Source organism: Cupriavidus alkaliphilus, from assembly GCF_014191175.1.
Lineage (GTDB): Bacteria > Pseudomonadota > Gammaproteobacteria > Burkholderiales > Burkholderiaceae > Cupriavidus > Cupriavidus alkaliphilus.
Genome location: NZ_JACHWE010000002.1, coordinates 892,634 through 914,218, shown reverse-complemented (window position 1 = coordinate 914,218; position 21,585 = coordinate 892,634). Strand labels below are relative to the sequence as shown.

Here is a 21,585-nt window from a genome sequence, read left to right as displayed (position 1 = left end):
AGGAGTCATCGTCATGAAGAAAGCCATCAAGCTGGAACTGCGCGAAGCGCGCCATATGGTTGCCGCCGCGATCCGGCGCTCGGAAGAGATCGGCGTGCTGGAGTCGATCTGCGTGGTCGACGAGGGCGGCTATCCGCTCGCGCTCGAGCGCATGGACGGCGCCCGCATCACCGGTCCGCAGATCGCGTGGAACAAGGCGTTCACCGCCGCGGGCCACAAGCGCTCGACGCACCTGTTCACCACGCCGCCGAACGGGCCGGCGCTGCCCGGCAACGAGGCCTTCGGCATCCAGTGGAGCTTCGAGGGCAAGTTCGCCGCCTTTGTCGGCGGCTTCCCGATCGTGGTTAACGACGAAGTGATCGGCGGCATCGGCCTGTCCGGCGGCAACGGCGAGCAGGACACGCAGGCCGGCCTGGCCGCGCTGCAGGCGCTGGCCGAACTGCTGGCAGCGCAGGACCTGCGCGTGCTGGTGCAGGCCGACATCAAGAAATAAGCACGCTTGCCGGGGAGGTTCCATGTCGTACCGCATCCAGGTCGCCGAAACGGAGCAGGTCTTCTTTGTCGAGCGCGGCGAGACGCTGCTGCAGGCCGCGCAGCGCGCCGGCGTTGCCTTGCGCCACGACTGCCAGCTGGGCGGCTGCGGCACCTGCCGCATACGCCTGCTCGACGGGCAGGTGCGCTACGACGAGGAACCGTTCGGCCTGGCCCCCGACGAGGCCGCTGCCGGCTTCGCGCTGGCATGCCAGGCGAAGCCGCAGGCCGACCTGGTCATCAGCACGGCGCGCGACGACGAGGCCTGCGCCGAACCGGCGCGCCATCGCGCGGTGGTGCGGGCGGTGCGCCAGCTGTCGGCCGATGTCATGCACGTCGAGCTGGAGGTGCCTGGCGCGGGTGCGCTGGACTACCGGCCCGGCCAGTATCTGAAGCTGCTCAGCGGCGAAGGACTCGCGCGCAGCTTCTCGATGGCTTCGGTGCCGCGCGACGGGCGCATCGACCTGCACGTGCGGCGCATTCCCGGCGGCGCCTTTACCGATGGCATCCTGCCGCGCATGCGCGCCGGCGATGCGATCGAGGTGGAGTTGCCGCTGGGCGCCTTCTTCTACCGCGCGAGCGACTACCGGCCGCTGCTGATGGTGGCCACCGGCACCGGCCTGGCACCGATCAAGGCGATCCTGGAATCGCTGATGGACGATCCCGACTGCCCGCCGGTGTCGTTGTACTGGGGCATGCGGCAGGCGCAGGACCTGTACCTGGACCGCGAGATCGCGGCCTGGGGCGAACGGCTCTACGAGTTCCGCTACGCGCCGGTGCTGTCGCGCGCCGGCGCGGACTGGCAGGGCCGGCGCGGCTACGTTCACGACGCGGCGCTGGCCGACCTGGGCGACCTGAGCGAATACGCGATCTACCTGTGCGGCTCGCCCGACATGATCCGTGACGCGCGTGCCGCCTTTCTCGCGCATGGGGCCAGTCCCGGCCACCTGTACGCCGACAGCTTCACGTTCCAGCACCCTTGTTAAGACATGGCGGTAGGCATAAACGGCTGGTATACAATGACGCCAGCTTCTCCGCTTACGCCTCTGCCGACCCATGTCCCTCACTCCGCCTCCTGCCGCGCCCGCCGAGCCGCTGAGCCTCGGTGCCAGCCACTCGCCGCTGTTCGCCCTTGTCACCGACAAGCTGCGCGAAGGCATCCTGAACGGCAAATACGCCCCGGGCGAACGGCTGGTGGAGAACAAGCTTTCGGCGGAGCTGGGCGTATCGCGCATCCCGGTGCGCGAGGCGCTGCGCGCGCTCGCCAGCGAAGGGCTGGTGGTGATCGAGCCGCGCCGCGGCGCGACCGTGGCCAGCCTGTCGCCGGTGATTGCGCGCGAGATGGTCGAAGTACGCGCCACGCTGGAGGGGCTTAACGCCAAGCTCGCCGCGCAGCGGCGCGACCCGGCGCTGGTGGCGGAGCTGGAAACCGTGTTGCGGCAGGGCATGGAGGCCGCGGCGCAGGGCCGCGCGGATGAGCTGCTGGCGCTCAATACGCGCTTCCACGAGGTGCTCGGCACCATCGCGGCCAACAGCGTGCTGCAGGAAATGATGCGTTCGCTGCGCGAGCGCACCGCGGTGCTGTTCGGCCCGGCCAACGTGGTGCGCGCGCGCCAGAACTGGGACGAGCACGCGCAGATCCTGCAGGCGGTGATCGCCGGCGACGCCGACCTCGCGGCACTGCTGGCCGCGCGCCACGTCTACAGTGCCGCCAAGGCGGCTGAGCTGCCGGTGGAAGGGCAGGGCAGCGCGGCGCAGGCGGCCTGAGCGCTCCGGCTGCCTTCTCTCGGCCGCTCCGTCGTTGCCCGGCAGCGCGGCCGTATCCCGGACCTGCATGCATGGATGCCCTTGAGCAGGGCATGACGTGTCCTGGTATGACGCACTGCACCAATTAAGTGTATACTGTAGTCATTCAAGGTCACGAGATTTGCCATGCAGTCGTCCGAACAACGCTACCTTTCGCAACCCGTCGGCCAGCAGTTGCTCGGCCACTTTGCCGCGCGCGATGCGGTGCGCCATGCCACCCCGCTGGTGCCGCTGCGGCTGCGCGATATCGGCCGCTTCTTCCTTGCGCTGGGCGGCCGTGCGCCTCGCCGCGGCCACTGCTGACCCTTGCTGAATGACGCGCGGCGGAGCCCCGCCGCGCGCCTTGGTTGTTCCCGCCTTCCTCCCTGGCACGCGTCCTGCGGGCCATTTATTCCGGTCATCCCAAAACCTTCGCACGCCGCCCGCGCGGTGTCCGCTCGCGCATTGTCCTTGCACTGCGCGCGATACGGAATATAGTATACCAACGAAGACGAAGCACGCCTGAGCCCCTGACATGCCCCCCACCGCGCCGCACGAGCGCGGATCACGACAAGGAGCCGATGTGAACCTGCCGGACTGGACGACTGGCGGCTTTCCGCCGCTATGGGAGGTGGCACAGCGGCTTGCCGCTGGCACGGTGTCGTCGGAGCATCTGGTGAATGCCTGCGAGGCGGCGCAGCGGCAATGGCACGGCACCATCAATGCGCTGGTGCTATCGGATTTCGATGCGGCCCGCGCGGCCGCGCGGGCCAGCGACCAGCGCCGCCGTGCCGGGCACGCGCGCGGCATGCTCGACGGCGTGCCGTTCTCGGTCAAGGAGTCGTTCGACGTCGCGGGCTGGCCCACCACCTGCGGCAATCCGGCCCTGCGCAATCAAGTTGCCGGGCGCGACGCGGTGGTAGTGCAGCGGCTGCGCGACGCCGGCGCGATCTTGCTCGGCAAGACCAACGTCCCGCTCGGCCTGCGCGACTGGCAGAGCTACAACGCGATCTACGGCACCACCCGCAACCCGCACGATCCGACCCGCACGCCGGGCGGCTCGTCGGGCGGCAGCGCCGCGGCGGTCTGCGCCGGCCTGTCGTTCTTCGACGTGGGTTCCGACATTGGCTCCTCGCTGCGCAATCCGGCGCACTACTGCGGCATTTTTTCGCTCAAGCCCAGCCACGGGCTGGTGCCGCTGGCCGGCCACGGCACCGGTGACGCGCGCTTCGGCGAGCAGGACATCAATGTCGCCGGCCCGCTGGCGCGCAGCGCGCGCGACCTGGAACCGGTATTGCGCGTGATCGCGGGCCCGGACGGTGACGACGCGCTGCCATACCGCCTGCAGTGGCCGGAATGCCCGCACCGCCGGCTCGCCGACTTCCGCATCGCCGTGCTGCCCACCCATGCCCAGGCCGAAGCGGATGGCGAGGTCGCCGCGCAGATCGAGCAGCTGGGCCACTGGCTGGCGGAGCAAGGTGCCCATGTCGGCTGGCATGAACGGCCAGACTTCGACGCCGGCGAGTTGTGGCATGCCTACGTGACGCTGCTGCGCGCCACCACCTCGGTGCACATGGACGACGCGGCCTTCGCCGATGCGCTGGCCCGCAGCGCCACCGCCACCGCCGGCGATCATGACTACGCGACCCTGCAGTACACCGGCGCGACGCTGCGCCACCGCGACTGGCTGCGCCTGCAGGTGGCGCGCGAACGCTTTGCCGCCGCATGGCGCAGCTTCTTCACGCGCTATGACGTACTCCTGTGCCCGGCCGCCGCCACCACGGCGTTTGCGCTCGACGAGGCCGGCGAGCCGTGGCAACGCACGCTCACCGTCAACGGCCGCCCGCAGCCGATGACCACCCAGTTGTTCTGGGCCGGCCACTCCGGGCTGTGCGGGTTGCCCTCCGCCGTGGCGCCGATCGGGCCCGGTGCCGGCGGGCTGCCGGTCGGGGTGCAGATCGTCGCCGGCCGCTACCAGGATCTCACCGCCTTGCGCTTTGCCTGCCTGCTGGAGGAAGCAGGCTATGCGTACCGGCCGCCAGCGCCGCCGCAGTCCGCGGCGCACTACAACTGACCACAACCGACCACAACACATCACACACCACAGGGGAGGGGATCATGTTCGATTGGTTCCGTGATTTGTCGCGCATGGAGCGCAAGGGATTCTATGGCGCGTTCCTGGGGCATGCCGTCGACGTGTTCGACTTCATGATCTATTCCTTCCTCATCTCCACGCTGCTGGGGCAGTGGGGCATGAGCAAATCGACGGCCGGGGCGATCGTCACCTGGACGCTGGTGTCGTCGCTGGTCGGGGCTATCGGCGCCGGCATCCTGGCCGATCGCTACGGCCGCGTGCGCGTGCTGCGCTGGACCATCATCGTGTTCGCGGGCGCCTGCTTCCTGTGCGGGCTGGCGCAGTCGCCGGAGCAGCTGATGGTATTCCGCATGATCCAGGGGCTGGGGTTCGGCGGCGAGTCGTCGCTGTGCATGGTGCTGGTGACCGAGATGATCCGCAACCCGGCGCACCGCGGCAAATACTCGGGCTTTACCGCGAGCAGCTATTCCTTCGGCTGGGGTGCGGCGGCGATCGTGTATGCGATCACGTTCAGCGTGCTGCCGGCGGAGACGGCATGGCGCGTCTGCTTCTTCCTCGGCATCCTGCCGGCGCTGGTCGTGATCTACCTGCGCCGTAACCTCGAAGAGCCCGAGATCTTCCTGAAGAGCCGCGCCGCCGGCAACCAGGGCTCGGCGCTGGCGGGGCTGGGCCGGCTGTTCCGCGGGCCGCTGCTGGCCAAGACGCTGCTGTGCAGCCTGCTGTCCGGCGGCATGCTGGGGGCGTACTACGCCATCGCCACGTGGCTGCCAACCTTCCTCAAGACCGAGCGCGGGCTGTCGGTGTTCGGCACCAGTTCCTACCTGACCGTCACCATCATCGGTTCGCTGGCCGGCTACGTGGCAGGCGCCTATGCCACCGACCGCTGGGGCCGCCGGCTGACGTACATCGTCTTCGCCGCGGGGGCGTTCATCGCCGCGCTGGTCTACATGGTGATCCCGGTGTCCAATACCTCCATGCTGTTCCTCGGCTTCCCGCTGGGTGTGCTGATGCAGGGCGTGTTTGCCGGCATCGGCGCAACCATTGCCGAGTCCTATCCCAACGATATCCGCGCGACCGGTTATGGCGTCTCGTACAACGCGGGCCGCGTGATCGGCTCGCTGTTCCCGCTGTCGGTGGGATGGCTCAGTTCGGGGCACACCTCGCTGCCGACCGCGATCGCGATCGTCGCGGGGATCGGCTATGCGATGGTGGTGGTGGCCGCGGCGCTGCTGCCCGAAACCACCGGCATGGACCTGGAGCAGGCGGGCGGCAGCGGCGGCAAGGAAGACGCCGCGCCGCTGGCGCGGCCGGCGGGGACGGTGGCCTGAACCAGCACTTGGCTGAAGGTGCCGGCAAGGCCGATCGGCTGCAGGTCGCGCGCTGAGGTGTTCCCGCTGCCTTACTGTCGCGAGGGAACGGTCGGGGTGCTGCGGCATCGCAATGCAGAGCAGATGCCGATGCGCCACGCATTCATGGCGGCATGACCGAGGCCGCGCGCTGAAGCGCGCGGCCGCATGGCTTACCGCACGCATTTCGAGATGGCCGGCAGCAGCACCAAGCTGACCTGCAAAAGGCGACGTTCCAGCAGCGTCGAACCGGTCGCCCATGAACGCGTGTCGCGTTGGGCGCCGGATCCATGAACTTCCGGCGGCGCGGCCGATCGACGCCGAAAGCAAGGCCTTCCCGGGCGACCTGGACGCCGTCGCGCGACAGCTTGGCATCTCCTACTTCGTTGGTGGTGCGACCGCCAGGCAAGTGATCCTCGAGAATGTCTTCGGCAACCGGCCGGCGCGGCGCACATATGACATCGACATTGGGATCTGCATTGCCGACTGGGCCGAGCACGAAGCGCTGCGACGGCAGCTGGTCGCTACCGGCCGATTACGCCGTGACGAGGCAACTTGTTGTGGTGCTTGGCGACGACAACGTCTTTAGCCGGCTGCTCGAGCATATGGCGTTTGGCGACCGCCAGCCAGTGCACGGCGACAGCCTGGACCCGAAGCGGGTCTATCCGCGCATGTACGCGTTCCGGGCGGAATTCTTGTCAATGCTGGGGTCCAAGCTGTCCTGACCGAAGGCGAGGGCGGAGGCGAGGGCGGCTTTCCTCAGCGCGCCCACGAAGTCAGCGCCGGCAGCATCAAACTGACCCCGATCCCGATCAGCACCCCGAACGCGACACGCCGCGTCGTGGTGGGCGAGAACGGCGGCGGAAAGCGCCGGCCCAGCAGTGTGGCAATCACTACCACCGGCACCCCGAGAGCGGCCTGCAGCCAGATCGTGGCATCGAGTTGCCCTTGCCAGGCCGAGAACAGCGTGCGCACGGACGAGGTCACGGTGAACACCAGGATCAGCGCGCAGCGGATCTCCACCGGCTTCATCGGCTGCCGGTAGAACTGGAAGATCAGCGGCGGGCCGGAAACGCCGAACATGCCGCTCAGCAAGCCGCCGAAGACGCCGCTCATGAAGAAGCTGCCGTCGCCGGAGCGTTGCGGCAGCGGCTCGGGTTTGAAGGCGGCGCTGAGGCCGCCGTACAGGATCACCGCGCCAAGCAGCAGTTGTAGTAGCGTGGCGGCGGTGCTGCTCAGGTATTCCAGCACCAGCACGCCGACCAGTACCGAAGGAAGGATGCCGATCGCCGCCGCGCCCACGGCGCGCCAGTCGATGTGCTGGAACTTGCCGGGCAGTGCGCAGGCGCTGTTGGCCAGCGTCACCAGGCTGACCACGGCGGCGACGGTGGCAACCGGCGCCAGACCTAGCCCGCTGGTGGCGCCCATCACGATCATGCCGAGGCCAAAGCCGGTCACCGTCTGGAAATAGGTGCCGGCACCGAGCAAGGCCTGCATGCCCAGCAGCGGCAACAACAGTTCTGCCTTCATGCCGCCGCCTGCTCGCCTTTGGGGGCCTGCGCCGCGGTGGCTTGCGCCTGGACCACGGTGACGGCGATGACATGGAACACGTCGTCGGCGCTGCAGCCGCGCGAGAGATCGTTGGCCGGCTTGTTCAGGCCCTGCAGCATCGGGCCGATGGCCTTGGCGCCGCCCACGCGCTCGGCCAGCTTGTAGCCGATATTGCCGGCTTCGAGGCTGGGGAACACCAGCACGTTGGCGTGGCCGTTGACCTGCGAATGCGCGACCTTGCGCGCCGCGATCTCGGCGACGATGGCGGCATCGAGCTGCACGTCGCCGTCGATGGCCAGGCCGGGGCGCTGCGCGCGCACGCGCTCGGTCGCGGCCACGACCTTGTCCACCGCGGCGTGATGGGCGCTGCCGCTGGTCGAGAACGACAGCATCGCCACGCGCGGCTCGTCGTTCAGCAGGGCGCGCGCGCTGTCGGCGGCGGCCATGGCGATATCGGCCAGGGCCTCGGCATCCGGGTCGACCACCAGTCCGCAGTCGGAGAAGATCAGCCCGCCCTTGAGCGTGTGGAACGGCTCGCACAGCATCATCAGGAAGAAGCTCGACACCAGCCGGAAGCCCGGCGCCAGTCCGATCAGCTGGATCGCGTTGCGCACCACGTCGGCGGTGGTGTGGGCCGCGCCAGCGACCGAACCATCGGCATGGCCCAGGCGCACCATCAGGTTGGCGAAGCACAGCGGATCCAGTACGGCGCGTTTGGCTTCGTCGAGCGTCATGCCCTTTTTCTGGCGCAGGGCAAAGAGCTGCTGCGCGAAGGCGGGCGCCAGCGCGGAGGTGGCGGGGTCGACCAGCGTCATGCCATCGAGCGCGATGCCGTGGATGGCCGCGGCGGCGTTGATCTGGCGCGGGTTGCCAACCAGCACGATGCGCGCGATGCCTTCCTGTGTGGCGCGTTGCGAGGCCAGCAGGATGCGCGGGTCTTCGGCCTCGCACAGCACGATGCGGCGGGGGGCGGCGCGGGCGCGGTCGATGATGCGGAGGATGGGTTTCATGGTGGTTGGCTCGGTAAAACTGAAAAAAGGGCCAGCGTTCGTCGCTATGCCCTTGGTGTTCTCCCCTCTCCCGCTTGCGGGAGAGGGGCCGGGGGAGAGGGCAGGCGCTGGCTATGCTGAAGCGCTACGGCTTCGTGGAGACTGCGGCCCTCTCCCCAACCCTCTCCCGCAAGCGGGAGAGGGAGTACGCCCATCGCAAGCGATGCGCCTGTGCAAGCTCAGGATCAGACGTAATCCTTGTACTTGTCCAGGTAACGCACCGGCTTGGCCAGCGCATCGCGGCGGAACGGGTCGCCCAGTTCACGGGTGCACATGATCTCGATGATGGTGGTCTTGCCGTGGTTCATCTGCAGGTCGATGGCGCGCTTCAGTGCCGGGCCCACGTCTTCCAGTCGGTCCACCACGATGCCTTCGGCGCCCATGGCCTTGGCGATCTCGGCGAAGCTCTGGTTGTCGAGCTCGCCCGCGACGAAGCGGCGGTTGTAGAAGTCCACCTGGTTCTTCTTCTCCGCGCCCCACTGGCGGTTGTGGAACACCACCGCGGTCACCGGGATGTTGTGGCGCACGCAGGTCATGGTTTCCATCAGGCTCATGCCCCAGGCGCCGTCACCGGCGTACGACACGGCCGGGCGGTGCGGTGCCGCGACCTTGGCGCCGATGATGGTGGGGAAGGCGTAGCCGCAGTTGCCCCAGCTCATTGCCGCGAAGAAGCTGCGCGGCTTCTCGAAGCGCAGGTAGCTGTTGGCCACCGAGTTGATGTTGCCGATGTCGGTCGACACCATCACATCTTCTGGCATGGCCTTTTCCAGCTCGCGCAGCACCTGGCGCGGGTGCAGGTAGTGGCCGCCGGTGGGCGTGCGCTCGTTCTTCTGCTCTTCGATCATGTCGAGGCTGTACGGGTCGCGCTCGTGCGTCCAGTCGTCCAGCTCCTTCTCCCACGCCGCCTTCTCGTTGGCGATGTCGGTGGCGCGGCCGTCGCGGGTGGCGTCGCAGGCGAGCGTGCGGCCGGCCAGGCGCTGGGTCAGCGCGATCGCGGCGGCCTTGGCGTCGCCGCAGATGCCGACCGAGATCTTCTTCACCAGGCCCAGCATCTTGTGGTCGGCATCGATCTGGATGATCTTGGCGGTCTTGGGCCAGTAGTCCATGCCGTGCTGCGGCAGCGTGCCGAACGGCCCCAGGCGCGAGCCCAGCGCCACCACCACGTCGGCGCGCGAGATTAGCTTCATGGCCGCCTTCGAGCCCTGGTAGCCCAGCGGGCCGCACCACAGCGGGTGGCTGGCGGGGAACGAGTCGTTGTGCAGGTAGCTGTTGACCACCGGCGCGCCCAGGCGCTCGGCCAGGGCCTTGCATTCCTCGATGGCATCGGCCATCACCACGCCGCCGCCGGAGATGATCACCGGGAACTTGGCGTTGGCCAGCAGTTCGGCCGCTTCGTTCAAACTCTGCTCGCCGCCGGGGCCGCGATCAAGGTTCTGCGGCTTCGGGATTTCGGCGGTGATCTTGCCGTAGAAGTGGTCGCGCGGGATGTTCAGCTGCGTCGGGCCCATTTCGGCCTTGGCGCGGTCGAAGCAGCGCGCGGTGAACTCGGCCATGCGCGCCGGGTTGGTGACGTGGCCCTGGTACTTGGTGAACTCCTGGAACATCGGCAGCTGGTTGGCTTCCTGGAAGCCGCCCAGGCCGATGCCCATGGTGCCGGCTTCGGGGGTGACGATCACCACCGGGCTGTGGGCCCAGTAGGCGGCCGCGATGGAGGTCACGCAGTTGGAAATGCCGGGGCCGTTCTGGCCGATCACCACGCCGTGGCGGCCCGAAACGCGGGCGTAACCGTCGGCCATGTGGCCGGCGCCTTGCTCGTGCACCACCGGGATCAGGCGGATGCCGGCGGGCGCGAAGATGTCCATCGCGTCCATGAAGGCCGAGCCCATGATGCCGAACATGTCGGTCACGCCGTTGGCGGCCAGCGTTTCGACAAAGGCTTCGGACGGGGTCATGGTCTGGGGGCCGGCCGGAACCTGGCTGTCCTTCGCGGCGGCCGAGCCACCGGAAACGGCGGGATTCGAGGTGGTTTCGAGGTCGCGCATGGCGTTGTCTCCTGATGAGGTGTTATAAAGTGGAACAAGGCGTTCCGGAAAATTGCTTGTTGGGGGAAATGTAGGCGCAAGACTTCCGTTGGTCAATAGGAAGTTTTGGTTTACGGAATGAAATAGATAAAAAAATGAGACATAAGGCCTCTTTGAGTGATCTATGCGATATTTTTTCGGGGTTCGAGGCGCCGGCGACCGAATCACGGCAGCCACCGGCACGCAAAAAGCCCAGCGGTGGCGGCTAAGAACCGGGATGTCGCTCAGGCGGACCGCACGCGGATCGGTGCGGGCTGGTGACGGCAGTTCAGTGAATGAAGCCGCCCTTGACGAAGCGCACCGGCTCGGCGTCCATGCGCAGCAGCAGCGCGGTCAGCCCGTCGCCCGCAGGCGAGGGCGAGCGTGGCATGCCGGTGGTCGGACCCGACACGCACACCAGGTCTGCGTCGGACCATGGCCGGCCAGGCGTGCCGCGCGCGCGCAGCCAGCCGGCGCGGTCGGCCAACAGCTGGGTGCCGGCCAGCTGCGCAAGGGGTTGGCCAGAGATGGCCGCGATCACCTGCCAGGCCTGCGCGGAGGCCGCGGTGCAGCCGGCGCGGAAGGCCGGCACCTGCGCCGGCGGGCGGCCGTCCGGCGTGACCAGCAAGGTCAGGAAGCGGGGATCGTCGAATGGCAGAGCGGTGGCGCCATCGACCGCCACCAGCCGCACGCGCTGCGCGCCGCGCCATGCGGACAGCGCTACCGGCGCGGCACCGGCGCAACGGACCGCCATCTCCGGCAGCTGCAGCGGTACGGGCCAGTTGCCCGCGCTGTCGCTGCCGGCCGATAGCGCCTTCATGTAATCGATCACGGCCCAGGCCTCATGATCGCCAAGCCGGTCGCGGAACGCGGGCATGGTAGGCCGGCCGCGCCGGTCGCGCATGCCGGCCAGCACGTGCCAGAACAGCTCGCCGTCGGCGCGTCGCGCCAGCAGCGGGCCGGCCAGCGTGGGCGGCCACACCGCCAGGCCGGCGGCGAGCGGCCCTTCGCCGCGTCCGTCCGTGCCGTGGCAGCTGGCGCAATGCTGGGCATAGACGCGCGCGCCGAGGGCAATGGTGTCGACCGAAAAACGCGCCGGGCTGGCGTGGAAGCTGGTCGGCGCGGCCGGCACGAACAGCAGCGATGTGCTGGGCCACGGCGCCGCCAGCTGTGCCAGCGCGCCGGCTGCAAGCAGCACGCCGCGGCGGCGGCGCCAGGCCAGTGCCAACGCCACGGCCAGCACCGCAACCGCCAGGGCGCACAGGGTCAGGCCGACCTGGCGTGCCAGGCCCAGGTCGATCAGCAGGGTCTCGCCGGCCACGCGCCGCGCCCACGGCCATGCGGGCTGGCCGTGGCTGTCGCCGGTCAGGCCCAGCGCATGCCAGAGCGACAGCAGGCCGCGCTGCAGCGCCTCGACCAGCACCAGCAGCGCATTCAGCCAGGCCTGTGGCGGCGGGCCGCTCATCGGGCGGCCCGCGCGGGGAAGTACGGCGCCATGCGTGTCATTACCAGCTGGCGTCGAGCCCCAGGTGGCGCAGCGCTTGATGGCGCAACGCGGTCAGGCGCGGATCGCCGCGATGGCGGGGATAGGGCAGGTCGACCCGGAGCTCGGCCGCGATGCGCGCCGGACGCTGGCTGAACACGATCACGCGCTGCGCCAGGAACAGCGCCTCTTCCACGTCGTGCGTGACCAGCAGCGCCGAGAAGCGCGAGCGCTGCCACAGCTCGACCAGGTCGCTCTGCATGGCCAGCCGCGTCAGCGAATCCAGCTTGCCCAGCGGCTCGTCCAGCACCAGCAGCCGCGGCTCGTTGACCAGCGCGCGCGCCAGCGCCACGCGCTGCGCCATGCCGCCGGACAGCTGGTGCGGGAAGGCGCGCGCGAACGATTCCAGCCCTACGCGGCGCAACGCGTCGTCAACGCGATCGCGCTGCCGGGCGAGGATGCCCTGCGCCTGCAGCCCCAGCGCGACGTTGTCCCAGACCCGGCGCCACGGGTACAGCGTGGGATCCTGGAACACCACGATGCGCGACGGATCCGGCTCGGTAATCGGTGCGCCGTCCTGCAGGATGTCGCCCGACGAGGGCTGCTCCAGGCCCGCGACCAGCCGCAGCAGCGTGGACTTGCCGCAGCCGCTGGGGCCGAGCAGGGCGACGAACTCGCCCGGCGCCACGCCGAGGTCGACGTTGTCGAGTACCTGCAGCCGGTCGGCGCCGCTGCCGAACCAGTGGCTGACCTGGCGGATGTCGATGCGGGCGCCGGTCCGTGCTGTCGAGTCATCAACTGCCGCCGCGTTAACTCCCTTCTCCCGCGCGCGGGAGAAGGGAGCCTTCTTCACGCGCGGGAAAGATCCCGACGCTTTCAACCGCTCGACCACGCTCACCATTTCACCGTCCCCTTCTGCCACGACAACACGCGGTCGCGCGCGGCGAACAGCAGCGTGATCACGCCCGAGAACAGCAGCGCCATCACGATCAGCGCCGCATACATGTTGACGTACGAGGCCCAGCCCTGGGCCCAGGTCAGGTACCAGCCCAGGCCGGACTTCACGCCCATCATTTCCGCGGTGACCAGCACCGAGAACGAAGCGCCGAGCCCCATGAACAGGCCGACAAACACCTGCGGCAGCGCCGCCGGGATCGCCACCCGCAGCACCATGAACCAGCCCGAGGCGCCCAGCGTGCGCGCGACGTCGTAATAGCTCTTGTTGACGCCGGCCACGCCCGACCAGGTCAGCACCGCCACCGGGAAGGCCGTGGCCAACGCAATCAGGAACACCGCCGCGGCATAGCTCGACGGGAAAAAGTAAAAGGTCAGCGGCAGCAGCGCGGTCGACGGCAGCGGCCCCAGCACGCGCAGCACCGGATGCACCCAGTAGCCGATGCGTCGCGACCAGCCGATCGACACGCCCACCAGGAAGCCCGCGACACCGCCATACGCGACGCCCAGCCCGAGCAGCTTCAGCGTGTTCAGCGCACTCTCGCCCAGCCGTGGCCAGTCGTCCGCATACACTTCGATCAGCGCCTGTGGCGGCGCGAAGAACGGCGTGGGCAGGATCGCGGTCTTGGCGGTCAGGATTTCCCAGGCCGACAGCGCGACGGGCAGCGCCACCAGCCACGGCCCGGCGGCGCGCAACGCCGCCAGCGGACGTTGCGCGGTCCGGGCCCGCTGGCCGGCCAGCGCCACCACGGCCAGCAAGGCCGCGCCGGCCAGCGCCGCGATGCCCAGTTCCGCGGTATAGGCCCAGTCGCTGAAGCCCACTGCCTGGTTGGGCCATTGCCATGTCAGCACACCGAACGCGGCCCACGCCAGCGCGGCGAGGATGCCGGTGGCCCAGATCGGGCCGGCGTGACGGGATGCGGTTGCGTGCGGTGCGTGCGGTGCGGAGGGCTGGTGCCCGAGGACTGGTTCGAACGCGCTTTGGCTCGTGGTCATGGCCTTACCCCAGTACGTTGGCGTAGACATGCTGCGCCAGGCGTTTGGCATCGGTGGACTTCTTCAGCACGCCGATGCGGCGGAAATCGTCGGCGTAGAACGCGATCTCGTCGCGCAGGTCGACACCGGTCGGGTGGTGGGTGTAGGTCAGCGTGGCGTAGAGCTTGCGCAGGTCTTCCGGGTTGATCTTGGGCGAGTACCTGGCGAACACCCTGGCCGCCTCGTTGGGATTCTCGTTGACATAGTCGGTGGCCTGCACGATGGCGCGCGCCAGCGACGTCGCCGCGGGGCGGTCGTTGCGCACCAGTTCGCCGCGCGCGCCGACCACGCAGCACACCTTGCGCGCGTACTCGCCGGTCAGGTTGGTGGCCAGTTCCACGTAGGCGCCGTTGGTGCGCTTTTCCAGCAGGTAGAGATTGGGGTCGCCGTCGGCGATGGCCTGGATCTCGCCCTTGTCGACCGCCACGCCCAGCAGGTCGGCCGGGTACTGGCGCCAGGTGACGTCCTTGTCGGGGTCGATGCCGTGCTTGGCCAGCAGGATGGTGAAGAAGTGCTTGCCCGGCGCCGCCAGGTCGCTGACGCCGACGGTCTTGCCCTTCAGTTGCTGCAGCGTGGTGACGCCCGCGGCCTTCGATCCCACCAGCCGCACGCAGCCGCCGTGCGAGCTGCCGATGATCTTGACGTCGAAGCCGGCTTCGAGCGGCTTGAGCCAGCGGTGGATCATGCCCACCGCGGCATCGGCCTTGCCGGTGGCGATCGATTCCAGCAGCTGGTCGGTCGAGCCGCTGTAGTTGATCAGGTCGACCTGCAGGCCGTTCTTCTCGAAGAAGCCTTTCTCCTGCGCCACCACGACCGGAGTCAGGCAGAAGGAATTCTGGTTCCAGGCAAAGGTCAGCTTGCGCGGGGCGGACCAGGCCTGCCGGCCCAGGATCAGCGCGGGCGCGACCACGGCCGCGGCGCCGGCAAGCCGCAGCACGCGGCGTCGGCGTGGGTTGGCATGGTTGCTGTGGTTCTGGCTCATGTGGGATTCCCGTCTTCGTGGTGTGGTGGGGTGGGTTGGTGCGCTCAGGCGGCCTGGCGCTGCGTCCCGTGTGCGGCGTCGTGCTGCGCCACCAGGGCACGCACGCGCGGGATCAGTTCGCGGCCGTAGTCGATGGCGTCTTCCAGCGGATCGAAGCCGCGGATCAGGAAGGTGGTGACGCCCAGCTCGTAGTAGGCCAGCAGCGCCTGCGCGACCTGCTCGGGCGTGCCGACCAGCGCGGTGGAGTTGGAGCGCCCGCCGGTCTCGCGCGCGATCGCGGTCCACAGGCGCTGGTCGACGCGGTCGCCTTGCCCGGCCGCCGCCAGCAGGCGGCGTGCGCCCTCGCTCTGCTGCGGGCCGCCGCGGCTGTAGCCGGCCTGCACGCGCAGCGCGCGGGTGCGCTCGAGGATGCGGTCGGCGCGGGCCCAGGCCTTGTCTTCGGTCTCGGCCAGGATCGGGCGGAACGATACCGAGAAGCGCACCGTGCGGCCGTGCCGCGCGGCTTCGGCGCGGACCCGGGCGGTCAGCTCGCGCACCTGGTCGAGCGACTCGCCCCACAGCGCGTAGACGTCGGCATGCTTGCCGGCGACGGCCAGCGCCGCGGCCGAGGCGCCGCCGAAATAGATCGGCACATGCGGCTGCTGCGCGGGCTTGACCTCGGAGAAGCCCTGGGTAAAGCGGTAGAACTCGCCGGCGTGGTCGAACGGCCTGGCCTCGGTCCAGATGCGGCGCAGGATGTGCAGGTATTCGTCGGTGCGTGCATAGCGCTGGTCATGGTCGAGGAAGTCGCCGTCGCGCTGCTGCTCGCTGTCCGAGCCGCCGGAGATGAAATGCACGCCCAGGCGGCCGCCGCTGAACTGGTCGAGCGTGGCGATCTGGCGCGCGGCCAGCGTCGGCGCGGTAAAGCCGGGGCGATGCGCCAGCATGAAATGGATGCGCTCGGTCACGCTGGCGGCATAGGCAATGGTCAGCGTTGCCGACGGGCCGGTGGAGTGGTGCGGTACCAGGATGCGGTCGAAGCCGGCCTGTTCATGCGCCTGCGCAAACGCGCGCACGTAGTCGCGATCGATCACCGGACCGGACGGGGGATGGATCTCTGACTGCTTCTGGCTCTGGATCATGCCGATGAAATCGACGCTCATGTGCGTTCTCCTGGAAGTCGGTGTCGGGTTGGTTTAGGGCTGAGGCAGAAAGTACGACAGCGGCGCGGCTGCGCTAACGAATAAAAACGACGCTCCATATTCAATAAGCATCGTTTTCGCCGGACAGCGGCGGCGCTACGCTAGGCGGCATTCGGTGCGCACCGCGCGCTCATCTTTCTCCCGGAGTCCTGTTCCATGTCCTTGACGTCTGCCCTGCGCCGGCTGCCCGGCAGCGATGCGCGCCTTGCCGAGGTGCTGGCGGCGCTGTCCGCGCGCTTTGCCGCCGATGCCGGCGCACACGATGCCGCGGCCAGCTTCCCGCACGACAACTTTGCGCAGCTGCACGCCCATGGCCTGATTGCGCAGGTGGTGCCGCGCGCGCACGGCGGCGGCGGGGCGGGCCTGGCGCAGGCGCGCCGCATCGTGGCCGCGCTGGCCGGCGGCGACGCCGCGACCGCGCTGGTGCTGACCATGACCTACCTGCAGCATCGCGCAATTGCCCGCGCCGACTCGCACTGGCCGGCGGCGCTGCGCGAGCAGGTCCTTGCCAGCGCGGTGCAGGAGGGCGCGCTGATCAATTCGCTGCGCGTCGAACCGCAGCTGGGCTCGCCGGCCCGCGGCGGCCTGCCGGCCACGGTGGCGACACGCGTGGCCGACGGCTGGCGCATCAGCGGCCGCAAGCTGTACAGCACCGGCATTCCTGCCTTGCGCTGGCTCGCGGTGTGGGCCCGCACCGACGAGCCGCAGCCGCGCGTGGGCGTGTTCCTGGTGCCGGGCCCCGCATCGGGTATCGCCGGCGTGCGCATCGTGGAGAACTGGAACCACCTTGGCCTGCGTGCCTCGGGCAGCCACGAGACCGTGCTCGACAATGTCTGGATTCCGCCGGACCATGCCGTCGATATCCGTGAGCCATCGGCGTGGGCGCCGGCGGGCGCCAGCCAGGCGGACCTCGATGCCAACGCCGACCAGCAAGCCTGGATGGTGGTGCTGCTGGGCAGCCTCTATGACGCGGTGGCGCGCGCGGCGTCGGCCTGGCTCAACGACTTCGTGCGCGAGCGTGCGCCCGGCAGCCTGGGCGCGCCGCTGGCCACGCTGCCACGCGTGCAGGAGGCCGTCGGCGAGATCGCCGCGCTGCTGCGCGTCAACCAGGTGCTGCTCGACGACGCCGCGGCGCGCACCGATGCGGGCGCTCCGCCGGCAATGGCCGACAGCGGCCTGCTGAAGTTCACCGTGACCGGCAACGCCATCCGCGCGGCGGAGCTGGCGCTGCAGCTGTCGGGCAACCACGGGCTGAGCCGTAACCACCCGCTCGAGCGCCACTATCGCGACGTGCTGTGCAGCCGCATCCATACGCCGCAAAACGATTCGATCCTGCTCGCCGCCGGGCGCGCGCAACTGGGCCTGTAAGCGCTGCCGCGCCTGCCGTGCTATGTTTGCGAAGCCAGCGCCCCGCAAGAGGGCCGCGCGGCTGGCCCCGGCGGCCGGCAACCACAACGAGACACTCCGGAGCACTCCCATGGGCAGTTCCCCCGATCCCAACGCGCTGGCGCCGCTGCGCGATTTCATCACCGGCCTGGCCGCGCTGCTCGACCAGCATCCCGACGAGTCCCGCATCCTGCGCGAAGGCGGGGCCTTGCTGGCAACGCTGGTCGCGCGCGATGACTGGCTGCCCGAAGCGTGTGCCCGGCCACACCCCGAGTACTACCAGCAGCACCTGCTGCATTGCGATTCCGCCGAGCGTTTTTCCATCGTCAGCTTCGTCTGGGGACCGGGCCAGCGCACGCCGATCCACGACCACACCGTATGGGGCCTGATCGGCATGCTGCGCGGCGCGGAAGATGCGCAGCCGTTTGCACTCGACACCGCCGGCCGGCCGGTTGCCAGCGGCCCGAGCGTGCGCCTGCTGCCCGGCCAGGTCGAAGCCGTGTCGCCGGCGGTCGGCGATATCCATCGCGTCAACAACGTCTACGACGACCGCGTCTCGGTCAGCATCCACGTCTACGGCGCCAATATCGGCGCGGTGCGCCGCTCGGTCTACGCCGAGGACGGCACCCGCAAGCCCTTTGTCTCCGGCTACTCCAACCAGACCCTGCCCAACCTGTGGGACCGCTCCCGCGAACTTGCCCAGTCATGACCAACGTTTCCGCCACGCCGGCCGCGCCAGCCACGCCGGCCTTTCCCACCGCTTCTGCCGAAGCCGTGCGCAGCGCCCTGCGCAACCGCGACGAGATCGCACTGATCGACGTGCGCGAGGAAGATCCCTTTGCGCAGGAGCATCCGCTGTGGGCCGCCAATTTCCCGCTGTCCCGCCTGGAACTGGACGCGTGGGCGCGCATTCCGCGCCGCGATACGCGCATCGTGATCTATGGCGACCATGCCGGCGCTGACCTGGCGCCACGCGCGGCGGCGGTGCTGCAAGGCCTGGGCTATACCCAAGTGCAGCTGCTGGAAGGCGGGCTGCGCGCGTGGATCGATGGCGGCGGCGAGGTGTTCCGCGACGTCAACGTGCCGAGCAAGTCGTTCGGTGAAGTGGTCGAAGCCGCCCGCCATACGCCTTCGCTGGCGGCCGAGGAAGTGCAGGCACTAATCGACAGCCGGGCCGATGTGGTGATCGTCGACGCGCGCCGCTTCGACGAGTACCAGACCATGAGCATCCCCACCGCCACCAGCGTGCCGGGCGCCGAGCTGGTGCTGCGCGTGCGCGAGCTCGCCCCGGATCCGCGCACGCGCGTGATCGTCAATTGCGCGGGCCGCACGCGCAGCATCATCGGCACGCAATCGCTGGTGAACGCGGGGATCCCGAACCCGGTGGCGGCGCTGCGCAACGGCACCATTGGCTGGACCCTGGCCGGCCAGCAACTGGACCATGGCGCCAGCCGCCGCGCCCCGGCCGCGGTCAGCGACGCCAACCGCGACAGCGCCCGCCGTGGCGCGCGCGAGATCGCCGACCGCGCCGGCGTGCGGCGCATCGCGCTGGCGCAGTTGGACACGCTGCACTCGCCCGGGCGCACGGTGTACCGCTTCGATGTGCGCACGCCCGAGGAATTCGCTGACGGCCACCTGCCGGGCTTTGTCAATGCGCCGGGCGGGCAGCTGGTGCAGGAAACCGACCACAGCGCGCCGGTGCGCGGCGCGCGCATCGTGCTGGCCGACGACGATGACGTACGCGCTGGCATGACGGGCTCGTGGCTGGCGCAGATGGGCTGGGAGGTCTGGGTGGTGGAACCGGTGGACGCCTCGGCGCGCAGCGAGACCGGGCCGGTCGCCGCGCCGGTGCCGACGCCGGCGCCCGTAGCCACCGTCGGCACGGCGCAGCTGGCCGCATGGCTGGAGGCCGGCGACGACAGCACCGCCGTGCTGGATTTCACCACCAGCGCCAACTACGTCAAGCGTCATATCCCGGGCGCGTATTTTGTCATTCGCGCCCAGCTGGCCGACGCGCTGGCCCGCATCCCGCGGCCGCGGCGTTACGTCCTCACCTGCGGCACCAGCCTGCTGGCGCGCTTTGCCGCCGCCGACCTGCGGCGCCTGAGCGATGCGGAAGTGTTCGTGCTGGAAGGCGGCACCCAGGCCTGGATCGCCGCGGGGCTGCCGCTGGAGAGCGGCGAGACGCGCCTGGCCTCAGGCCGCACCGACCGCTATCGCCGCCCCTATGAAGGCACCGACAATCCGCGCGAGGCGATGCAGGGGTACCTGGATTGGGAATACGGCCTGATCGCGCAGCTGGAGCGCGACGGGACGCATGGGTTCAGGGTGGTGTAGGGCGTGGTGTTGCGCTAAGGCTTCAGCATGCCGGGAAAGTGCTGGCGCAGCCAGTGCGATGTGTCGTCGAGTATGCGCCTGGCGTGTTCCAGGGCCAGGCGCATGTCAGGCGCCCTGACGGTGGCGAATCCCGTGTACTTTTCATTGCGGATGGACAGCAGGCCGTCCAACTCGTCCAGCAGGAGTTGGCTGCCGCCGATGGACCCGACAAGCCCTTCCAGTGCGATGCGGTGGTGCCCTTGCGCCGCCGTGATCCGGTAGCCTTGTGCGGCAAAGACGACCAGCGCTGCGAACAGGATTGCATCGTAGGCGGCTTCGAACTTTGTTGGGTCGGACACTCCCCTGCACCGTTGTGTCCTGGAATTTCTGCACGGCAGCGCGCAGCAATTCCTGCACCATCTGTTTGTTCTGCATGCGCTCCAGGCGGACGGCCTGAGGCTCATCCAACGCCAGTTGTGCCGGCTTGCGCGCTGCCATAGACAAAGTCTCCTTTCAAGGCGATAACTGGCTGACTCACCACACCCAGCGCAAAGCTGTTTCCCTCTGCCAGCATTTGCTCAAACTCGGACCTCGAGAATACTGATGCATGGATTTCCCGTCCGTGCTCGCGCCCTACCGGTTTCAACGCCGCATTGACGCGTACGGCGCTAAGTTCTTCGCCCAGCACCAGCACGTCCAGGTCAGAAGTCGCCTGTTCTTCGCCGCGGGCGACCGATCCGAATATCACGGCGATCTCCACCTCTTCTGGTAGCGCATTCCTGACATCCTCCAGCCCGGCGTCACTGCGGCGGACGATGTCGGTCAGGCCTGCCAGCAAGGGCGAATCGGAGGCGCTATACCGGATGTTTCGGCCGTCCTGCGTCCGAATGGCCAGCCCGACCTCGGTCCAGCGCTTAAGCCAATGCGTCACATTTCCGGTGTTGGATCCCGACATTCTGGCCAGCTCGGTGGGCGCGTACTGCTTGCCCGGAGTGAGATAAAGGGCACGCAAAAGTGCCAAGCGCTTTTCGCCACCGAAAAGTTCACCAAGAAGTACGTTGTGCATGGTAAGCCTCCTTTCGCTGCATAATCTACAGCGTTGCTGCATATTATGCACTGACGCTGCAGATCATGCACTGTCACTGCATTTTATGCAGGAGGCTTTAGGCAGGGCGTTTACCGCTTGGTTTCAGGTGAACATCGTACAAAACAGGGGCTTCGCTGCAGAGCAGATCCTTCTCAACAGGCGCCAAAGACGCAGGTTCTCTCTACAGCAAGGGAACGAACGTAACGATTCCCTGTCAATCGTAATCGTTCAGTTACAATGCTGTCCTGCAGCATCCCTGGCGGCCCCGAATCACCCCTGGTTCCAGCCGATGCCGCCAATGCCCCCGACCCAATGCGACTGTTGTTCCTGCTGCTGACTGCCATGTGCCTGTCGCTGCTCTCCTTTGGAGCAGCGGCGGACGCGCGCGCGGCGTTGCCGGGGCCGCAGCAGGCGGGGGTGGACCTGATCGACATGGCGGCGGCCCAGCCTGTCGACGATCTGGGCCGCATCGTGGTGCCCGGCGACGACGGCCTGCACGACGACGATATCTGCGATGACCCCCCCCCCGGGTACTGCAATATCTGGTCGGCCGACCTGCTCGATCCGCTCGACTTGCTCGACGAGATCGAAGAATCCAGCGCGCTCTTTGCGTTGCCGCCAGTGAAGTTCCTGCTGCCTAGCGGCGACGTGGCCCAGCACCCGCCGGGCCGCGCCGAGCCGCCACCTTCCGCTTTTTTCCGGCCGCCCATAGCCCTGGCCTGACCGCTTTCCTGCGCCCGCACC

Annotated in this window: 21 protein-coding genes; 11 read left to right on the top strand and 10 right to left on the bottom strand. The window is 68.7% G+C overall.

Annotated elements, in window-relative coordinates:
- Positions 1 to 13: 13 nt before the first annotated feature.
- The 7 genes from FHX60_RS10535 (at position 14) to FHX60_RS10505 (ending at position 6,482) form a co-directional block, all read left to right on the top strand.
- Positions 14 to 493, top strand: coding sequence for a GlcG/HbpS family heme-binding protein (locus tag FHX60_RS10535; protein ID WP_092310140.1), 480 nt, complete (start codon positions 14 to 16; stop codon positions 491 to 493).
- Positions 494 to 515: 22 nt separating this feature from the next.
- On the top strand, positions 516 to 1,517 hold the full coding sequence (locus FHX60_RS10530; RefSeq protein WP_183283304.1) for a 2Fe-2S iron-sulfur cluster-binding protein: 1,002 nt from the start codon (positions 516 to 518) through the stop codon (positions 1,515 to 1,517).
- Positions 1,518 to 1,587: 70 nt separating this feature from the next.
- Positions 1,588 to 2,298, top strand: coding sequence for a GntR family transcriptional regulator (locus FHX60_RS10525; RefSeq protein ID WP_183283303.1), 711 nt, complete (start codon positions 1,588 to 1,590; stop codon positions 2,296 to 2,298).
- Positions 2,299 to 2,463: 165 nt separating this feature from the next.
- Positions 2,464 to 2,640 (top strand): hypothetical protein, encoded by a 177-nt coding sequence (locus FHX60_RS10520; protein ID WP_165835205.1) that lies wholly within the window; start codon positions 2,464 to 2,466, stop codon positions 2,638 to 2,640.
- A gap of 259 nt (positions 2,641 to 2,899) precedes the next feature.
- On the top strand, positions 2,900 to 4,390 hold the full coding sequence (locus tag FHX60_RS10515) for an amidase (RefSeq protein ID WP_183283302.1): 1,491 nt from the start codon (positions 2,900 to 2,902) through the stop codon (positions 4,388 to 4,390).
- Positions 4,391 to 4,434: 44 nt separating this feature from the next.
- Positions 4,435 to 5,739 carry an MFS transporter gene (locus tag FHX60_RS10510; RefSeq protein ID WP_092310127.1) on the top strand — a complete coding sequence of 435 codons (1,305 nt, stop codon included), beginning with the start codon at positions 4,435 to 4,437 and terminating at the stop codon, positions 5,737 to 5,739.
- 473 nt (positions 5,740 to 6,212) lie between these two features.
- Entirely contained in the window at positions 6,213 to 6,482 is a 270-nt protein-coding gene (locus FHX60_RS10505) for a hypothetical protein (protein WP_183283301.1), read from the top strand.
- A 34-nt stretch (positions 6,483 to 6,516) separates the two neighbouring features.
- Here the strand turns inward: FHX60_RS10505 and FHX60_RS10500 are convergent, their stop codons facing one another.
- The 8 genes from FHX60_RS10500 to FHX60_RS10465 form a co-directional block, all read right to left on the bottom strand.
- Positions 6,517 to 7,287 (bottom strand): sulfite exporter TauE/SafE family protein, encoded by a 771-nt coding sequence (locus FHX60_RS10500; RefSeq protein ID WP_183283300.1) that lies wholly within the window; start codon positions 7,285 to 7,287, stop codon positions 6,517 to 6,519.
- Entirely contained in the window at positions 7,284 to 8,318 is a 1,035-nt protein-coding gene (pta, locus tag FHX60_RS10495) for a phosphate acetyltransferase (RefSeq protein ID WP_183283299.1), read from the bottom strand. Before pta ends, FHX60_RS10500 begins: the two co-directional genes overlap by 4 nt.
- 224 nt (positions 8,319 to 8,542) lie before the next feature.
- Entirely contained in the window at positions 8,543 to 10,309 is a 1,767-nt protein-coding gene (xsc, locus tag FHX60_RS10490; RefSeq protein ID WP_092311180.1) for a sulfoacetaldehyde acetyltransferase, read from the bottom strand.
- A 397-nt stretch (positions 10,310 to 10,706) separates the two neighbouring features.
- A complete protein-coding gene (locus tag FHX60_RS10485; protein ID WP_183283298.1) occupies positions 10,707 to 11,882 on the bottom strand; it encodes a c-type cytochrome in 1,176 nt (391 codons plus the stop codon).
- A gap of 40 nt (positions 11,883 to 11,922) precedes the next feature.
- Positions 11,923 to 12,801, bottom strand: coding sequence for an ABC transporter ATP-binding protein (locus FHX60_RS10480; protein WP_183283297.1), 879 nt, complete (start codon positions 12,799 to 12,801; stop codon positions 11,923 to 11,925).
- Positions 12,795 to 13,850, bottom strand: coding sequence for an ABC transporter permease (locus FHX60_RS10475; RefSeq protein ID WP_183283296.1), 1,056 nt, complete (start codon positions 13,848 to 13,850; stop codon positions 12,795 to 12,797). Before FHX60_RS10475 ends, FHX60_RS10480 begins: the two co-directional genes overlap by 7 nt.
- Before the next feature lie 4 nt (positions 13,851 to 13,854).
- Positions 13,855 to 14,871, bottom strand: coding sequence for an ABC transporter substrate-binding protein (locus FHX60_RS10470; protein ID WP_183283295.1), 1,017 nt, complete (start codon positions 14,869 to 14,871; stop codon positions 13,855 to 13,857).
- A 44-nt stretch (positions 14,872 to 14,915) separates the two neighbouring features.
- A complete protein-coding gene (locus tag FHX60_RS10465) occupies positions 14,916 to 16,013 on the bottom strand; it encodes an LLM class flavin-dependent oxidoreductase (RefSeq protein ID WP_112775557.1) in 1,098 nt (365 codons plus the stop codon).
- A gap of 195 nt (positions 16,014 to 16,208) precedes the next feature.
- On the opposite strand from FHX60_RS10465, the gene FHX60_RS10460 reads away from it, so the two are divergent.
- The 3 genes from FHX60_RS10460 to FHX60_RS10450 all read left to right on the top strand — a co-directional run bounded on the left by FHX60_RS10460 (position 16,209) and on the right by FHX60_RS10450 (position 19,775).
- Positions 16,209 to 17,420, top strand: a complete 1,212-nt coding sequence (locus tag FHX60_RS10460) for an acyl-CoA dehydrogenase family protein (protein ID WP_183283294.1) — start codon at positions 16,209 to 16,211, stop codon at positions 17,418 to 17,420.
- 109 nt (positions 17,421 to 17,529) lie between these two features.
- Complete coding sequence (locus FHX60_RS10455) at positions 17,530 to 18,147, top strand: cysteine dioxygenase family protein (RefSeq protein WP_183283293.1); 618 nt, start codon at positions 17,530 to 17,532, stop codon at positions 18,145 to 18,147.
- Complete coding sequence (locus FHX60_RS10450) at positions 18,144 to 19,775, top strand: rhodanese-related sulfurtransferase (protein ID WP_183283292.1); 1,632 nt, start codon at positions 18,144 to 18,146, stop codon at positions 19,773 to 19,775. The genes FHX60_RS10455 and FHX60_RS10450 overlap by 4 nt, the downstream gene beginning before the upstream one ends.
- Before the next feature lie 14 nt (positions 19,776 to 19,789).
- Here the strand turns inward: FHX60_RS10450 and FHX60_RS10445 are convergent, their stop codons facing one another.
- Both FHX60_RS10445 and FHX60_RS10440 read right to left on the bottom strand, forming a co-directional pair.
- Positions 19,790 to 20,113, bottom strand: coding sequence for a hypothetical protein (locus FHX60_RS10445; RefSeq protein WP_183283291.1), 324 nt, complete (start codon positions 20,111 to 20,113; stop codon positions 19,790 to 19,792).
- Between the two features lie 101 nt (positions 20,114 to 20,214).
- A complete protein-coding gene (locus FHX60_RS10440) occupies positions 20,215 to 20,820 on the bottom strand; it encodes a nucleotidyltransferase domain-containing protein (protein ID WP_181487013.1) in 606 nt (201 codons plus the stop codon).
- Positions 20,821 to 21,153: 333 nt separating this feature from the next.
- On the opposite strand from FHX60_RS10440, the gene FHX60_RS10435 reads away from it, so the two are divergent.
- A complete protein-coding gene (locus FHX60_RS10435) occupies positions 21,154 to 21,564 on the top strand; it encodes a cobalt-zinc-cadmium resistance protein (protein WP_092310085.1) in 411 nt (136 codons plus the stop codon).
- Positions 21,565 to 21,585 lie beyond the last annotated feature (21 nt).

What these genes read in the sequence shown, in the direction of transcription:
- FHX60_RS10535 (WP_092310140.1), top strand. Translation starts at nt 14, where the DNA reads ATGAAGAAAGCCATCAAGCTGGAACTGCGCGAAGCGCGCCATATGGTT.
- FHX60_RS10530 (WP_183283304.1), top strand. Translation starts at nt 516, where the DNA reads ATGTCGTACCGCATCCAGGTCGCCGAAACGGAGCAGGTCTTCTTTGTC.
- FHX60_RS10525 (WP_183283303.1), top strand. Translation starts at nt 1,588, where the DNA reads ATGTCCCTCACTCCGCCTCCTGCCGCGCCCGCCGAGCCGCTGAGCCTC.
- FHX60_RS10520 (WP_165835205.1), top strand. Translation starts at nt 2,464, where the DNA reads ATGCAGTCGTCCGAACAACGCTACCTTTCGCAACCCGTCGGCCAGCAG.
- FHX60_RS10510 (WP_092310127.1), top strand. Translation starts at nt 4,435, where the DNA reads ATGTTCGATTGGTTCCGTGATTTGTCGCGCATGGAGCGCAAGGGATTC.
- FHX60_RS10505 (WP_183283301.1), top strand. Translation starts at nt 6,213, where the DNA reads ATGACATCGACATTGGGATCTGCATTGCCGACTGGGCCGAGCACGAAG.
- FHX60_RS10500 (WP_183283300.1), bottom strand. Translation starts at nt 7,287, where the DNA reads ATGAAGGCAGAACTGTTGTTGCCGCTGCTGGGCATGCAGGCCTTGCTC.
- pta (WP_183283299.1), bottom strand. Translation starts at nt 8,318, where the DNA reads ATGAAACCCATCCTCCGCATCATCGACCGCGCCCGCGCCGCCCCCCGC.
- xsc (WP_092311180.1), bottom strand. Translation starts at nt 10,309, where the DNA reads ATGACCCCGTCCGAAGCCTTTGTCGAAACGCTGGCCGCCAACGGCGTG.
- FHX60_RS10485 (WP_183283298.1), bottom strand. Translation starts at nt 11,882, where the DNA reads ATGAGCGGCCCGCCGCCACAGGCCTGGCTGAATGCGCTGCTGGTGCTG.
- FHX60_RS10480 (WP_183283297.1), bottom strand. Translation starts at nt 12,801, where the DNA reads ATGGTGAGCGTGGTCGAGCGGTTGAAAGCGTCGGGATCTTTCCCGCGC.
- FHX60_RS10475 (WP_183283296.1), bottom strand. Translation starts at nt 13,850, where the DNA reads ATGACCACGAGCCAAAGCGCGTTCGAACCAGTCCTCGGGCACCAGCCC.
- FHX60_RS10470 (WP_183283295.1), bottom strand. Translation starts at nt 14,871, where the DNA reads ATGAGCCAGAACCACAGCAACCATGCCAACCCACGCCGACGCCGCGTG.
- FHX60_RS10465 (WP_112775557.1), bottom strand. Translation starts at nt 16,013, where the DNA reads ATGAGCGTCGATTTCATCGGCATGATCCAGAGCCAGAAGCAGTCAGAG.
- FHX60_RS10460 (WP_183283294.1), top strand. Translation starts at nt 16,209, where the DNA reads ATGTCCTTGACGTCTGCCCTGCGCCGGCTGCCCGGCAGCGATGCGCGC.
- FHX60_RS10455 (WP_183283293.1), top strand. Translation starts at nt 17,530, where the DNA reads ATGGGCAGTTCCCCCGATCCCAACGCGCTGGCGCCGCTGCGCGATTTC.
- FHX60_RS10450 (WP_183283292.1), top strand. Translation starts at nt 18,144, where the DNA reads ATGACCAACGTTTCCGCCACGCCGGCCGCGCCAGCCACGCCGGCCTTT.
- FHX60_RS10440 (WP_181487013.1), bottom strand. Translation starts at nt 20,820, where the DNA reads ATGCACAACGTACTTCTTGGTGAACTTTTCGGTGGCGAAAAGCGCTTG.
- FHX60_RS10435 (WP_092310085.1), top strand. Translation starts at nt 21,154, where the DNA reads ATGCGACTGTTGTTCCTGCTGCTGACTGCCATGTGCCTGTCGCTGCTC.